This is a genomic window from Pseudoalteromonas sp. MEBiC 03607, assembly GCF_004792295.1.
GTDB classification, from domain to species: domain Bacteria; phylum Pseudomonadota; class Gammaproteobacteria; order Enterobacterales; family Alteromonadaceae; genus Pseudoalteromonas; species Pseudoalteromonas lipolytica_C.
Genome location: NZ_SRRY01000001.1, coordinates 2,865,689 through 2,880,859, shown reverse-complemented (window position 1 = coordinate 2,880,859; position 15,171 = coordinate 2,865,689). Strand labels below are relative to the sequence as shown.

12 protein-coding genes and 4 tRNA genes are annotated in these 15,171 nt (G+C 41.5%); 4 read left to right on the top strand and 12 right to left on the bottom strand.

Annotated elements, in window-relative coordinates; translation table 11 throughout:
• Window positions 1-11 precede the first annotated feature (11 nt).
• The 11 genes from E5N72_RS13185 to E5N72_RS13135 all read right to left on the bottom strand — a co-directional run bounded on the left by E5N72_RS13185 (window position 12) and on the right by E5N72_RS13135 (window position 8,797).
• A complete protein-coding gene (locus E5N72_RS13185) occupies window positions 12-710 on the bottom strand; it encodes an electron transport complex subunit E (RefSeq protein ID WP_105175132.1) in 699 nt (232 codons plus the stop codon).
• Window positions 710-1,345 carry an electron transport complex subunit RsxG gene (gene rsxG, locus E5N72_RS13180; RefSeq protein WP_135925401.1) on the bottom strand — a complete coding sequence of 212 codons (636 nt, stop codon included), beginning with the start codon at window positions 1,343-1,345 and terminating at the stop codon, window positions 710-712. The genes E5N72_RS13185 and rsxG overlap by 1 nt, the downstream gene beginning before the upstream one ends.
• On the bottom strand, window positions 1,345-2,400 hold the full coding sequence (rsxD, locus tag E5N72_RS13175; protein ID WP_135925399.1) for an electron transport complex subunit RsxD: 1,056 nt from the start codon (window positions 2,398-2,400) through the stop codon (window positions 1,345-1,347). The genes rsxG and rsxD overlap by 1 nt, the downstream gene beginning before the upstream one ends.
• Window positions 2,397-4,970 carry an electron transport complex subunit RsxC gene (rsxC, locus tag E5N72_RS13170; protein WP_135925397.1) on the bottom strand — a complete coding sequence of 858 codons (2,574 nt, stop codon included), beginning with the start codon at window positions 4,968-4,970 and terminating at the stop codon, window positions 2,397-2,399. The genes rsxD and rsxC overlap by 4 nt, the downstream gene beginning before the upstream one ends.
• 8 nt (window positions 4,971-4,978) lie before the next feature.
• Window positions 4,979-5,533 carry an electron transport complex subunit RsxB gene (gene rsxB, locus E5N72_RS13165; RefSeq protein WP_054563643.1) on the bottom strand — a complete coding sequence of 185 codons (555 nt, stop codon included), beginning with the start codon at window positions 5,531-5,533 and terminating at the stop codon, window positions 4,979-4,981.
• Between the two features lies 1 nt (window position 5,534).
• Window positions 5,535-6,116 carry an electron transport complex subunit RsxA gene (gene rsxA, locus E5N72_RS13160; RefSeq protein ID WP_135925394.1) on the bottom strand — a complete coding sequence of 194 codons (582 nt, stop codon included), beginning with the start codon at window positions 6,114-6,116 and terminating at the stop codon, window positions 5,535-5,537.
• A gap of 177 nt (window positions 6,117-6,293) precedes the next feature.
• Window positions 6,294-8,237 carry an EAL domain-containing protein gene (locus E5N72_RS13155; protein WP_135925392.1) on the bottom strand — a complete coding sequence of 648 codons (1,944 nt, stop codon included), beginning with the start codon at window positions 8,235-8,237 and terminating at the stop codon, window positions 6,294-6,296.
• Between the two features lie 183 nt (window positions 8,238-8,420).
• Window positions 8,421-8,497: transfer RNA gene (locus tag E5N72_RS13150), tRNA-Asn, on the bottom strand.
• A gap of 29 nt (window positions 8,498-8,526) precedes the next feature.
• Window positions 8,527-8,603: transfer RNA gene (locus tag E5N72_RS13145), tRNA-Asn, on the bottom strand.
• Between the two features lie 19 nt (window positions 8,604-8,622).
• A tRNA-Asn gene (locus E5N72_RS13140) sits at window positions 8,623-8,699 on the bottom strand.
• Between the two features lie 21 nt (window positions 8,700-8,720).
• Window positions 8,721-8,797 (bottom strand) — tRNA-Asn (locus E5N72_RS13135).
• A 1,066-nt stretch (window positions 8,798-9,863) separates the two neighbouring features.
• On the opposite strand from E5N72_RS13135, the gene E5N72_RS13130 reads away from it, so the two are divergent.
• From E5N72_RS13130 to E5N72_RS13115, 4 genes are read left to right on the top strand one after another with little or no spacing between them, the layout of a single operon-like run.
• Window positions 9,864-11,243: an MATE family efflux transporter gene (locus tag E5N72_RS13130; RefSeq protein WP_135925389.1), complete on the top strand. Its 1,380-nt coding sequence runs from the start codon at window positions 9,864-9,866 to the stop codon at window positions 11,241-11,243.
• Entirely contained in the window at window positions 11,240-13,234 is a 1,995-nt protein-coding gene (gene uvrB / locus E5N72_RS13125; protein WP_135925387.1) for an excinuclease ABC subunit UvrB, read from the top strand. Before E5N72_RS13130 ends, uvrB begins: the two co-directional genes overlap by 4 nt.
• Window positions 13,235-13,239: 5 nt before the next feature.
• Entirely contained in the window at window positions 13,240-14,169 is a 930-nt protein-coding gene (locus E5N72_RS13120; RefSeq protein ID WP_135926294.1) for a class I SAM-dependent methyltransferase, read from the top strand.
• The gene (locus E5N72_RS13115; protein ID WP_135925385.1) at window positions 14,169-14,825 is read left to right on the top strand and encodes a tRNA (adenine(22)-N(1))-methyltransferase TrmK; all 657 of its coding nucleotides are present in this window, start codon (window positions 14,169-14,171) and stop codon (window positions 14,823-14,825) included. The genes E5N72_RS13120 and E5N72_RS13115 overlap by 1 nt, the downstream gene beginning before the upstream one ends.
• Before the next feature lie 15 nt (window positions 14,826-14,840).
• Here E5N72_RS13115 and E5N72_RS13110 read toward each other — a convergent pair whose 3' ends face one another.
• Window positions 14,841-15,083 carry a hypothetical protein gene (locus E5N72_RS13110; protein WP_058583760.1) on the bottom strand — a complete coding sequence of 81 codons (243 nt, stop codon included), beginning with the start codon at window positions 15,081-15,083 and terminating at the stop codon, window positions 14,841-14,843.
• Window positions 15,084-15,171 lie beyond the last annotated feature (88 nt).

The window sequence follows — 15,171 nt, the reverse complement described above, 5'->3', positions numbered from 1 at the left end:
CGTGCTCTCCTTTAAGTTAAACTTGTTACTCGGGCTCTTGGGCCTTTTTCTACTTCTGGAGTAACAACTTGCTTAGATTTTATTTGTGTATCAATGACATTTTTTGCAGCAATCAGTAAACCAAGTCCTAAAAAGGCACCCGGTGGTAAGATTGCTAATAAAAATTGGTTATCAAAACTAAATACTTCAATTCGAAGTGCTGCGGCCCATGGTCCTAATAATAAATCGGCACCATCAAACAGCGTACCTTGACCAATAAGCTCACGCATTGCCCCAAGCACCACTAAAACTAGCATAAAGCCAAGTCCCATCATCAGGCCGTCAAAGGCTGAAAGTGGCACTGTATTTTTAGAGGCAAATGCTTCTGCGCGACCGATAATGGCACAGTTGGTAACAATCAGTGGAATAAAAATCCCCAATGATTGATAAAGCCCAAATGTATAGGCATTCATCATTAGCTGAACTATCGTTACAAAGCCTGCGATGATCATCACAAAAACAGGAATACGAATATCTTTAGGCACCCAGTTTCGCACAATCGATACGGTGACGTTAGAACCAACCAGTACTAATAACGTCGCTAAACCTAGGCCTAATGCATTGGTAATCGTAGAAGTAACGGCAAGTAGCGGGCATAAGCCTAATAACTGCACAAGGGCAGGGTTATTAGCCCACATACCATCTTTAAATAAGGTTTTAACTTGGCTCATTACTTGGCTCCTTGACAGATGTTTGGTGCAGCAAACAGATTATCAAATTCAGCTTGGGCAAACAGCACAGCTTGTTTTACTGAGCCGACAACGGCACGCGGTGTAATGGTTGCACCTGTAAATTGATCAAATTGGCCACCATCTTTTTTAACAGCCCAGCGGCTGTCATCTTCAGAAAGTACATTTTGCCCTTTGAAAAGGGTGATCCAGTCTGATTTTTTGACCTCAACTTTATCGCCAAGGCCCGGCGTTTCTTCGTGTTTAGTGACACGAACACCCGCTATTTCACCATTAGCAAAAACCGCTGTTAATAAGTTGATATCGCCGCTATAACCACTTGGTGTTACATGGCGCATTACTAAAGCATACGGTTTATTGTCTTTGTAGGCGCGGTAAATAACTTGATCTGGACGTGGCCCAAGGCGCTCATCGGTGATCACAACACAATCTTTGTAAAGTTGATTGTCGTAATGATGGGCATCAAGTACTTGTTGCAGCTGCTCTGCAAGTTGTTGCTTTTCTTTCTCTTCAATACGATCAGCAGTCAGGCTATGAGTCAGGGCTACAGTGCCTGTGGTAATGAGCGCAAATGCGGTAAGAATAGCGCCATTTTTAGTCATTGAGGAAAGGATCATTATTTCACTCCATGGCCGTAAGTACGTGGTTGCGTATAGTAATCAATTAAAGGCACTGCCATATTTAATAGCAATACACTAAATGCCACTGCATCAGGGTAACCACCAAAAGTACGAATTAAGTAAACAAGTAGACCAATTAACGCGCCGTAAATTAAACGGCCTCTATTTGTTGTTGATGCAGAAACCGGATCGGTAGCAATAAAAAATGCACCTAACATGGTCGCACCACTGAATAAGTGAAATACCACGCCTGGCTCTGTGCCCGGGGCTGCGATATAACCAATACCACTGCACACTGCTAATGAGGCTAAAAAGCTCACAGGGATATGCCAATTAATGATTTTAGCTTTTAATAAATAAAGACCACCGACTAAAAAGCCGAGGTTAACCCAGCCCCAGCCAAGACCAAACCAGTCATTAAAAAGAGGCTTACTCATGCTCTCAGCCACCGTTAGGTGATGGGCGACATCTGTTTTAACGGTATCAAGCGGCGTTGCCATGGTTGTGCCATCAATCGCTACACGTAATTGATCAACACTAAAACCAGCGCTGGTAAAGCCATTGAAAATAACAGACAGCTGCTGTGAGAAGCTAATCGGAGATGCAAGTAAATCACTAACAGGTAACCAGCTTGTCATTTGCACCGGAAACGATACAAGTAGTAATACATAAGCTGCCATAGCAGGGTTAAATAAATTAAAGCCAAGGCCGCCATAAAGCTGCTTTACAATAACAATTGCAAACATACAGCCAATTACGATAATCCACCAAGGCGCTAGAGGTGGAATACTTAACGCCAGTAATACGCCTGTTAACCACGCACTGCCATCACTAAGTGTTGGCCAAACTTTGCGTTTACGAAGTAGTAAAACAGCGGCTTCACAGGCGCTAACTGTAATTAGCGCGAGAACAAGCTGAATTAAAACAGCGCTACCAAAGAAGAAAACTTGCGCGATTAAGCCTGGAATACACGCAGCAATCACTGTCATCATCAATCGGCTTAATGATTTATGGCTATGATTATGCGGCGAACTCGCCATGGTTAGTTTCATGACTTATCGTTTCCTTCTTGTTGTAACTTTTTTGCTTTAGCTTTTGCAATGGCACGAGCGACCGCTGCTTTTTTCTTTTCTTCGCTAGATTCAGGTTCATCAACCTGCGGTTTTGAATTAGCCTCATCGCTTGAAGCATCTAGTTGCTGTGATGAATCGTCACTCTGTGCTTGCTCTTTCGCGGCTTTTTTCGCTTTAGCGCGGGCAATAGCAGCGGCAACAGCAGCCTTTTTCTTATCTTCGCTAGACTCAGGTACATCAGATTGCGGCTTTGAATTAGCCTCATCGCTTGAATCATCAAGTTGCTGTGATGAATCGTCACTCTGTGCTTGCTCTTTCGCGGCTTTTTTCGCTTTAGCGCGGGCAATAGCAGCGGCAACAGCAGCCTTTTTTTTATCTTCGCTAGATTCAGGGGCATCAGATTGCGGCTTTGAATCAGCCTCATCGCTTGAATCATCAAGTTGCTGTGATGAATCGTCACTGTTTGTTTGCTCTTTAGCGGCTTTCTTCGCTTTAGCGCGGGCAATGGCGGCAGCAACAGCAGTTTTCTTATCATCTACTGGTGCGCTATCTTCTTCAGCTTCAGTTTGATTTTCAGCAGCTTGCGCCGCTTTTTTCGCTTTGGCACGAGCGATAGCAGCTGCAACAGCGGCTTTTTTGTCATCGACAGGTGTTGCTTCTTCTTCAGCTTCAGTTTGATTTTCAGCAGCTTGTGCGGCTTTTTTCGCTTTAGCGCGGGCAATAGCTGCAGCAACGGCGGCCTTTTTATCGTCTTTAGGTGCTGTGTCTGCTTCTGGGTTTTCTTCAGCGGTTTGTGCGGCTTTTTTTGCTTTAGCACGGGCAATGGCGGCAGCGACAGCTGATTTTTTATCATCTTTATCGACGCTTTCTTCACCTTGCTCTTGTGCTTTTTGCTCTTTGTATTTACGTGCTTGTTCTTTACGTGCTGCACGCTCTTTAGCTACTTCAGAGTTATCAGGCTCAAGCTCTGCACCTTGCTTTTTCGCTTTCGCACGGGCGATAGCAGCAGCGACAGCTGATTTACTGTCTTTATCATCAGATTTAGCTTTAACTCGGGCGAGTGCATCTGCCACTTTTTGTTTTTCGCCATCTGACTTAGCAGCAGGTTTACGTTTGTGGCGGTTTTGGCGCTCTTCTTGTTCGCGCTCTAAACGTTCTTTACGCGCTTCAAAACGTTCTTTTGCTCGCTCTGCTTTAATTTGCTCTGCTTGCTGCTCCTTTATTTCAGCTTTAGCAACGCGATAGTACTGCACCAAGGGGATTTCGCTTGGGCATACATAAGCACAGGCACCACATTCGATACAATCGAATAAATTGTGCTCGTTGAGTTTGTCGTATTCTTTAGACTTAGCAAACCATTGTAATTGCTGAGGTAATAATGAAGCAGGGCAGGCGTCAGCACAGGCACTACAACGAATACAGGCTTTTTCATCACCCGGCTCAGCAAGCTCTTGGTGATCTGGTGCTAAAATACAGTTTGTGGTTTTAACGACACCAATGCGCACGGTTGGTAAGGTAAAGCCCATCATTGGACCGCCCATAACCACACGTTGCTGTGGAACTGGCGAAAAGCCTTGGCAATCTAATAAATGTTTTATTTCGGTGCCTAGTAAAGCCCACACATTACCCTGTTTATGAATGGTGTTACCCGTTACTGTCACCACGCGTTCAATCAGAGGTTTACCTTCATTTACGGCTTGATTTACCGCAAACAAAGTACCGACATTTTGCACCAACATACCAATATCGGCAGGAATACTTCCACTTGGGACTTCTTTGCCCGTTAGCAGTTTAATTAGCTGTTTTTCACCGCCAGAAGGGTAAACCGTTGGCACTGTTTGCACTATGATGCTGTCGTTATGTTGTGCTGCTTGTTTCATGGCAGCAATAGCATCGGGTTTATTGTCTTCGATGCCAATAATCGTTAACTGTGGATTTAACAGCTGCTGCATTAATTCAATGCCAGCAATTATGCCATCGGCATGTTCGCGCATTAGCATATCATCAGCGGTGATATAAGGTTCACACTCAACGGCATTAACAATTAAAAACTCAATGGCTTTTCGGGTATCTGCTTTTACATAAGTTGGGAAACCAGCGCCGCCCATACCTGCAATACCGCTTTGGTGAATAATATCAACAAGCTCATCATGGGAAAGTGTTTTTGCATCAGACACAGGGTGAAGCTCACACCATTTATCTTCACCATCAGGTTCAATAATCACGCTAAGCTCAGGCAATGCTGATGGATGAGCAGATGGCATTGGGCAAATATCGCTAATAAGTCCAGATGTTGGTGCGTGCACAGGCACAGACCAATTACCGCTCGGTTTAGTTAATGCTTGGCCTTTAAGTACCTGTTGGCCTTTTTCAACAATTAGTTTGCCGTTAGCACCAATGTGTTGTTTTAAAGATACAACAAGCTTATCTGGTAGTGGCAGTCTTGCAATTGCGTGTGTTGTTGATTGCAGCTTTTGACCCGGTGGGTGAATGCCCCCAGGTATAGACCACACTTTGCCTTGTTTAATTTGATCTATTAACTTTTCCATCTGTGCTCCTAATCTACCTGAGTCACAGGGATTGCGTTTAATTGCCATTTCCAAGTTTGTTTGGTTTCTTTTACAGGCAGCATATCAATACAGTCTACAGGGCACGGTTCAACACATAAGTCACAACCAGTACATTCATCGATTAATACAGTGTGCATTTGGCGGGTTGCGCCGACAATCGCATCAACAGGGCAGGCTTGAATACATTTGGTACAACCAATACATTCATCTTCACGAATATAGGCAACGGTTTTAACAGGATCTGCTTGCTCACCGCCAGCCAGCGGTTTTGCTTCAACACCCATTAAATCAGCGAGTTTTTTTACCGTGGCTTCGCCGCCTGGTGGGCATTTATTGATTTCGTCACCATTGGCGATCGCTTCAGCATATGGACGACAGCCAGGGTAGCCGCATTGGCCACATTGTGTTTGCGGTAAAATGGTATCAATTTGGTCAACAATAGGGTTGCTCTCAACGCGAAAACGCACGGCGGCAAAACCTAAAATTAAACCAAATATTAGCGCTAATGAACCTAACGCTATCAAAGCATAAAACAAGGTCATATTAAAACTTCACTAATCCTGTAAAACCCATAAAGGCCATCGACATCAGGCCTGCGGTGATCATAGCAATTGACGCACCTTTAAATGGTGCAGGGACGTCTGCAGCTGCCAAGCGTTCACGTAAAGCTGCAAATAAAACCAGTACAAGAGAAAAACCAACAGCTGCACCAAAACCATACACAGCAGATTGCAAGAACGAATGATCTTCTTTGATATTTAGTAGAGCAACACCTAACACGGCACAGTTGGTGGTAATAAGCGGTAAGAAAATCCCTAATAAGCGATAAAGTGTCGGGCTGGTTTTTCTTACCACCATTTCAGTAAATTGCACGACTACCGCTATCACTAGAATAAAGCTCATAGTACGTAAAAAGGCGATATCAAGTGGAATCAAAATATAATGATTCACTAGGTAACTCGTTACAGAAGCTAGTGTAAGCACAAAGGTTGTGGCTAAAGACATACCGATCGCGGTATCTAACTTACCTGATACACCCATAAAAGGGCATAAACCTAAGAACTGTACTAAAACAAAGTTGTTGACTAGCACGGTGCCAATCAATAACAAGACATATTCTGTCATGCGTGCCTCACGAGTTTAAAATCGGCACTATTATCCTTTTTTCTGGGGGCTGACACAACACATCAGGGACGAATAGCTAAAATTAACAAAGCTGTTTATGATTAAACTGTTAAAGCAAGGTTAATGAATAGAATAGGCCCAAAAAACGTGTGGTTTTTTGGGCCATGAGTAGGGGGCTTAAATGTCTTTTGGCTTTTCGATGTAATAGCCTTGTACGCCATCTAAACATAAAGTTTCAATGATATGTTTCTCTTCTTGGCTCTCAACACCTTCTGCAAAAACACTCACGCCAATACGGTGAGCAAGATCAACCATTAAGCGCATAAAATATTGATTATTTTTATCTTCTTCAAGGCCGCGGGTATAACTTGCATCCATTTTGATGAAATCAGGTTTTAAGTCTCTAAAGAATTTAAATGACGTTAAACCAACACCAAAGCGCTCTACAGTGATACGCGCACCTACACGATGCACCATATCGATAAAGCGTTTACTTGCTTTAATATTTTGTTGTAAGCCAAACTCGCTTACTTCAAATATAAGCTTAGAGGCGATATTACTGTCTTTTAATAGGCGGCGCTCAAGCCAGATCACAAATTGATCATTATGGGCACTTGATGCAGTGACATTAATGCCAAAGAATTTCTCAGAAAAATTACGAGTCTTAATTTTGTCCAGAGTAGTATCGATAATCAATCGATCAATTTCCATTGCCATTTCTAGCTTTTCAGCCATAGCTAAAAATGAAGCCGTTGGTAATGTTTGGTTCTCAGCAGTTTTAAATCTTACTTGAATCTCAGCATAAGCTTTAACGCTCTTACCAACCGGCATAATATTTTGCATTACTAAATGTACACGTTTAGATTCAATAACTTCGTTAATCACTTTACGCCAGTTCTGGTTACCAAAACCTGCGCTAGCATTATTTACTAAGTCTGTTTCTCGTTGTACATGCCAAGCATTTGCTTGTTTTGACTGCGCCATACTCATTGCATTATCAACAACTGAAAGCAGCTCACCTAAAGGCTTACCTTTTTCATAACCAACGATACCTGTATTTGCTACAGAGCTTAATTCTTGGTTTTGTTGATATTGAGTGAAACGAGATTGTAGATTATCACCAAAGCGTTCAGCTTCTTTTAGTGGTGTGTTCGGTAAAACCACAGCAAAATCTGAGCTATTTAAACGAAAAACTTGGCTATTTGTGTACGTGCCACTGATATGTTTGATGATATCAGCAACACCTTTAACGTACTCGTCACCTTTCTGGTAGCCACGGGTTTGGTTTATTGCTTGTAACTCACTGCAACGCACCATGGCAAGCGAACCAAAAGTGCTTTTATCTGAGTTTTCAATATTTTTCTCGTAATACTCAACAAACATGTTGCGGTTACCTAAGTTGGTTACAACATCTTTGTACGCTTCTTTTTTAATATTTAATGCGTTATTTTGAATATCATCATGTTTTGTCTGTAAAAAGTGAGACAAACGATTAAACGAAGGGATTAAATCTTTACTTAGCTTTTTAATTCGCGACGTGTCTATCGCTTGTTCAAGGTCGCCACCTACCTGATTCTGGTTAATGTATATATCAACAATATCAGCAATAGTGGTGCTGATTTTACGATTAAGTCGCTTAAACATGCTCTTCATAAAGAAAATAGGGAGAAGGGCAATAAGACCAGAAACTAAGATAACAACGAACATCGCCTGCTGCATTAAATTGGCAAGGCTTTGTGCATTAATAGTAAATTCAACTTTTATATCAGAAGCATTGTTAACAGCAAATTGCGGACGGATAGAATTAAATGAACTGTTAACCATCTCTGCTAGAAGCGGAAGCGACTCTGATGATTGAACTGCTACAAGGGTTTTACCAGCGTGATCACGAAGAGTAAAGCTTGAAAAGATACTCGCATCAGCAAATGTACGTTGGATTTTCTCTGCAGATAAGTCATCCATTGTTAAGTCGCTAATGTATGAATTAACGGTCAGTTGTGCTTTTTTTTGCGTATCACTCACTGAGCTATCAAAACTAAGAGCAACTAGATAGCCACCTAAAACGGTAAACAGTAACCAAGATATAAGTTGTATAAATATTAGTTTTTTAAAACCAGCCATTTTTCTTATCTTTTAAAAGCGAAAAGGAAGGAATCAATTCCTTGATTCATTGCTGTAATAATTTTGCATCATATTCTATAGCAAAGTATAGAAATTACTTAAAGTAGAGTAGATTATATGCGCTTTAAAGTCTAATACAATCGAAGAATAGTTGTAGATGAAAGTTTAATAGATTCTTGGAGTTGGCTCCCCCTCCCCGACTCGAACGGGGGACCTGCGGATTAACAGTCCGTCGCTCTAACCAACTGAGCTAAGGGGGAACTAAATAGAGTAGTGTGGTGCTATGATTTGGCTCCCCCTCCCCGACTCGAACGGGGGACCTGCGGATTAACAGTCCGTCGCTCTAACCAACTGAGCTAAGGGGGAACAATCATATTCATAAACTTGGCTCCCCCTCCCCGACTCGAACGGGGGACCTGCGGATTAACAGTCCGTCGCTCTAACCAACTGAGCTAAGGGGGAATCGTTTATGGCTGAAAAACTTGGCTCCCCCTCCCCGACTCGAACGGGGGACCTGCGGATTAACAGTCCGTCGCTCTAACCAACTGAGCTAAGGGGGAAGCGTCATGCCTTTCAACGGGGCGAAATATTAATGACAGCATTGCAAAGTGTCAACATAAAAACTTCATAAATTCAAAAAAGAAGCTTATTCGATGTTTTTATGTTCGATCTGAGCAAAATATGGCTTGAAATCATGTTGGATAGCGCCATTCAGTTAAAGTTTTATGTCGCTAAAACGCTATCATTGCATTTTTTTTGAGCAGGCTTGTGGTTTTAAACGTCAAAAAAGTATTAGTTAAGATGTTTTTTACAATTTAACGGAGAAAATAATTACTTATCTAGTATTTGTATTTATCACAAAACGACAGTACTGAATTTTTAAACACCGGTATGTTTGTAACTGTATCGAGTCGTATTTTTTAGCTGTATTTATCTCACAGAAACGATAGGTTTTTTTGCCAATAAATAAATACGGCAGTTTAACAAAGCTTAGTTGGTGTTTTTTTAATCATTTAAATCAGTTGTTTAGTTTGAAAAAAAGCTACTGCATCCTTGTTTGTTGTTTTCATTTTTGGTTCAGGCTGTAGAAATTTTTGCTGATTTCTATTGCGGAACAATTAAAAGGCTTAAAATAATACACTTCAGTCTTTAAGCTTAACTCAAAGATCGATAGCTGTTAAAAGCCTTTATATTTGCGGCTTACAGAGAGTTATCCACGATTTCTGTGGATAACTCTGTTTATGAAACTTTAAGAACAGCGTTGATGCCAGAAATATAGGGCGCTGTAGCAATTTCAAGTATTTAATTCAGTTTTTTTAAATCTAATTAAATCAGTGGGTTAATATTTTTACCTGAAGCCATGCTGAATTGATTAGTAAAATTATTTGTGACGATGAAACAACAGTATTTAGTGTGTAAAAAAACAGCGATATCTGCCTTTTAATTGTAATAAAGATATTAATGATGTTTGTATTTTGTTTTTTATAGGGGTTAGTCACTATTTATCAATGAAAGCATCAAAATAAGGAGTTTTATCTATCTCGTTTGTTTCTTTTAATAAAGCATAGCTTGCAAGGCGAGGATGCTTTAAACTTACAAGCTAAGATAAAGAGGCAAAATATTCTTATGAGCGTGACACCGCAGAGCAAATCTAAACCTGATCTTTTAAACTCTCCCATTCTGCCGACCTTAAAGAAAATGACCATTCCGATGATTTTTGGAATGATTACACTAATGATGTTTAATTTGGTAGATACCTTTTTCATCAGTTTACTTGGAACTGAACCTCTCGCTGCGGTGAGTTTTACGTTTCCCGTGACGTTTACCGTTATCAGCCTTGCTATCGGTTTAGGAATAGGCACTTCAGCAGTTATTGCAAAAGCACTTGGCAGCGACAAGCTAGACGAGGCGCGCTTTGATGCAAGTATGTCATTACTTGTCGCTGTTGTTATGGTGTTTTCTTTATCGGTTGTCGGTTATGTATTTATCGAACCTATTTTTAAATTACTTGGGGCTGGGGAGTTAGTACTGCCTTTGATCCATGATTACATGAGTGTGTGGTTTTTAGGCAGTGTTTTTTTAATTACCCCAATGGTCGGAAACTCTGTGCTACGTGCCAGTGGCGATACTAAAACACCGAGCATAGTAATGGGTGGGGCGGGGCTCATTAATGCCATTTTAGACCCTATGCTTATTTTTGGCTTTGGGCCTATCCCCGCTTTAGGAATTCAAGGTGCAGCCATCGCAAGTGTCATAGCTTGGGCAGTGGCAGTAATTATCATCCTTTATATTCTTGCTGTTAAGAATGGGTTGTTAAGTTTGCATGCTGGTTCGCAAACGCCATTGAGCTCAATTCGAAAAGTCCTAAAAATTGGTTTACCTGCGGCTGGCGCAAATATGTTAACGCCAATTGCAATGGCTGTCATGACAGCATTAGTGGCTAAACATGGTCCTGAAGCCGTTGCGGCATTTGGTGTAGGAAGCCGAATTGAATCTATTGCAAGTCTTGTAGTACTTGCTTTGTCGATGACCTTGCCGCCATTTGTTAGTCAAAACTTTGGGGCGGGTAAGTTTGAACGTGTCAAAGAAGCCTACACAAAAACTTTAAAGTTTGTGATGATTTGGCAGCTCGCTATTTATATTTTACTGCTGTTAACCTCTGGTTTTATCGCTGATGTATTTGGTAAAGAGCAAGCAGTAATGGATGTGATTAAGCTATTCATTTATATTTTGCCGCTAAGTTATGGTCTGCAAGGAATAATTATCTTATCTAACTCTTCATTTAATGCCCTGCATAAGCCACTGAATGCACTGATTTTAAGTGTGGTTCGTCTGTTTGTTTTTTATGTACCTTTTGCTTATGTTGGCAGTGAAATTGCGGGTTTAAAAGGACTCTTTATTGGTGCAGCCATCGGTAATTTATTTACGGCAGTGGTAGCCTATAAATGGTTCATCAAAGAAGTTGATGGGTTAAGTGAGTCATATATGAAGGAGTGTCATTCATGAGCGACCATTTCCAACTAGTTTCTAAATTTAAGCCAAGTGGTGACCAACCAACGGCAATAGCACAGTTAAAAGATGGCCTTGAGGCTGGGCTTGCTCATCAAACATTATTAGGGGCTACAGGGACGGGTAAAACCTTCACCATGGCCAATATTATTAATGATTTGAATCGCCCAACCATTATCATGGCACACAATAAAACACTCGCCGCACAGCTTTATGGCGAAATGAAAGAGTTTTTCCCGCATAACGCGGTTGAGTATTTTGTATCTTATTACGACTATTACCAGCCAGAAGCTTATGTTGTTGCCAGTGATACTTTTATAGAAAAAGATGCGTCTATCAATGAGCACATTGAGCAGATGCGCTTAAGTGCTACCAAAGCGCTATTAGAAAGACGCGATACAATTATTGTGGCCTCGGTATCTGCTATTTATGGTTTGGGCGACCCTGACTCATATATGAAGATGATGCTATTGCTGAAGGTTGGTGAAACAGTTGATCAGCGCGATATGCTGCGTCGTCTTGCTGAGCTGCAATATACACGAAACGATATTGAATTTAGCCGTGGTACATACCGTGTTCGTGGTGAAGTAGTTGATATATTTCCGGCTGAATCTGACACTTATGCCGTTCGTGTGGAAATGTTTGACGATGAAATTGAGCGCTTAAGTATTTTTGACCCGCTTACGGGGGCTGTTGAAAAGCACATTGTGCGCGCAACTATTTACCCGAAAACGCACTATGTAACACCCCGTGAAAAAATTCTCGATGCCATTGATAAAATTAAAGATGAGTTGAAAGACCGCCGAGCTCAGCTACTTAGTGCCAACAAACTTGTGGAAGAGCAGCGTATTGCTCAGCGCACCCAGTACGATATTGAAATGATGACCGAGCTTGGTTATTGCTCAGGCATCGAAAACTACTCGCGTTACTTATCTGGTAGAACACCGGGCGATCCGCCGCCGACTTTACTTGACTACTTACCCGATGATGCATTGATGATCATTGATGAATCACACGTTACAGTGTCGCAAATTGGCGCTATGTACAAAGGTGACAGAAGCCGTAAAGAAAATCTTGTTGAGTATGGCTTTCGCTTGCCATCAGCATTAGATAACCGCCCATTACGCTTTGAAGAGTTTGAAGCTATCGCGCCGCAAACTATTTATGTGTCGGCAACGCCAGGTAATTTTGAGCTTGAGCGTTCATCAGGAGAAGTTGCAGAACAGGTTATTCGTCCAACCGGGCTTATTGACCCAGAAATTGAAGTTCGCCCCGTTGGTAGTCAGGTTGATGACTTACTCTCTGAAATATATAAACGAGTTGAAGTGAACGAACGGGTACTTGTGACCACTTTAACTAAGCGTATGGCAGAAGATTTAACTGACTATCTCAACGACCATGACGTAAAAGTGCGCTATTTGCACTCAGACATCGACACTGTTGAACGGGTTGAAATTATCCGTGATTTACGTGCTGGTGTATTTGATGTGTTAGTGGGCATTAACTTATTACGAGAAGGTCTCGACATGCCAGAGGTTTCACTGGTTGCGATACTTGATGCCGATAAAGAAGGTTTCTTACGTTCTACTCGTTCGCTTATTCAAACCATAGGTCGTGCTGCTCGTCACTTAAATGGTAAAGCGATTTTGTATGGCGACCGCATTACTAATTCTATGCGACAAGCCATTGACGAAACAGATCGCCGCCGCGAAAAGCAACAAGCTTATAACCTTGAGCACGGTATTGAGCCGCAAGCACTGGTGAAAAGTATCACCGATATTATGGATGTGGGTGAAGATGCAAGTCCTAAAGATAATCTTAAATTGGTGCGTAAAGAGTCTAAGAAAGTGCTCAGTGCAAAAGATATTGCCAGCCAAATCAAAGCCCTTGAAGCGAAAATGCATGCCTATGCCAGCGACCTTGAATTTGAAAAAGCGGCTTCTGTGCGAGATGAGATTCACGAATTACAACAACAGTTAATTAACTAAAGATGATGACAAACAATTTTTCTGCCATTTTAAATGCATTAGCAGAGGCGCCACTTGCCGCTAATGAATTATGCCGTGTATTTCATGGCCGTGGCCACTCAGTGGCTGAGCTGAGCCACATTAATTTGGATTTTTATCCGCCCGCACTCTTTTTAGTTTCATATGAAGAAATTGAAGAACAAGCACTTGCGCAATTAACAGATACCCTATGGCAATGGGCGCAAGAGAACGCGCCTGAGCTTGTTACTGCATTGGTATACCAGCAACGTAGCGGTATTAATACCCGTAATGCGCTAATGTTTGGCGAATTACCACAAGAACACCTTGTAAGTGAAAATGGCATTAAGTTTAAAGTTGATTTACTGAGTCGCCAAAATACGGGAATTTTCCCTGATATGCGCCGTGGCAGAGAGTTTGTTCAAGCCAATAGTAAAAACGCAAAAGTGCTCAATCTGTTTTCATATACTTGTGGTTTTTCTGTTGCAGCAATGCAAGGTGGTGCTGACCAAGTTATAAATATGGATATGAATAAAGGTGTGCTTCGAACGGGTAAACAAAATCATCAGTTAAATGGTTTTGAGCAAGGTGTTAGTTATTTCCCTCACGATATTTTAAAGTCATTCGGTAAGCTAAAGAAATCTGCGCCGTATGAATTGATCATCGTTGATCCACCTAGCTTTCAAAAAGGCAGCTTTATATTGACCAAGGATTATCAAAAAATTCTGCGTCGTTTACCCGAGCTACTAAATGAACACACCCAATTACTGCTGTGTGCGAATAGTCCTGAGCTTTCAGAGCAGGCGTTTAAAGATCTAATTAGCGATCATACGCAAGGGGCAATTAGCTTTGTTGAGCGACTCGCAGCTACCGATGGCTTTGTTGAAGTAGACAGTGATCGTAGTCTAAAAGCTTTAGTTTATAAAACAGCAAACTAATGGCACTGAGTAAACGACTATCAGCCATCGTTGATGTAGTTGATTCAGGTTATGACGAAATCTGGGACTGCTGCTGCGACCACGGTTTGTTAGGGATTGAGCTTTTACAGCAAGATAAAGCACAGTTAATACATTTCGTTGATATAGTGCCTGAGTTAATGCAGGCACTAAATGATAAACTAGAACGCTTTTGCAACGAAGAGCAACGCGGACGCTGGCAGGTGCATTGCCAAGATGTTGCAGCGATTACACCAGACCCACAAAAACGCCACCTAGTTATTATTGCAGGAGTAGGGGGAGAGCTGTTAGTACAGTTTTTAGCTAAGATTGTTAGCCAAAACCCAAATACTTACATCGACTTTATTGTTTGCCCTGTACATCACAGTTATCACGTTCGCAGTTATTTACAAACACTACAATTAGGGCTCGTGTCTGAGCAGTTGGTTTGTGAAAATAAACGCTTTTACGAAATCATCGTAATGAGTGCGTCATCATCGCAGCTCATCACCCGCATTGGGCAGCAAATGTGGCAACTAACAAGCAAAGAGCACCAAGCTTATTTAAAGCAGTTATGTGCTCATTACCAACGCATGTTAAATCAAGACGCCGATTATTATCAGCCAGTGCTTGAACAATACAGTGCATTATTATCTTAATTAGAGCTAACTTAATTAAAGTTTATTAATCTCTTGTTTTACGTTGTAGCTTGAATCGGTGACAATGGCTTCGAGCGTTTGCACACGCTCTCTTAACTCTTGCAGCTCTTTTGTCACTTCTGCTACATGCTCGTTCGCTTCTTTTGAATTTTTTAAGGTGCGTGATTTGAATTCGAGATGCTTTTTATACATATCATAAATCACCCCAGATCCCACAGATATCAGCACAATTAACACCACCATGGTAGTACCTGACATACACTTCTCCTTCCTTTTTAGTACCCAATACCAATTCACTATAATACTTAATCATTTTGAGTGATTAAACCTGTCGCTAACTGCGTTA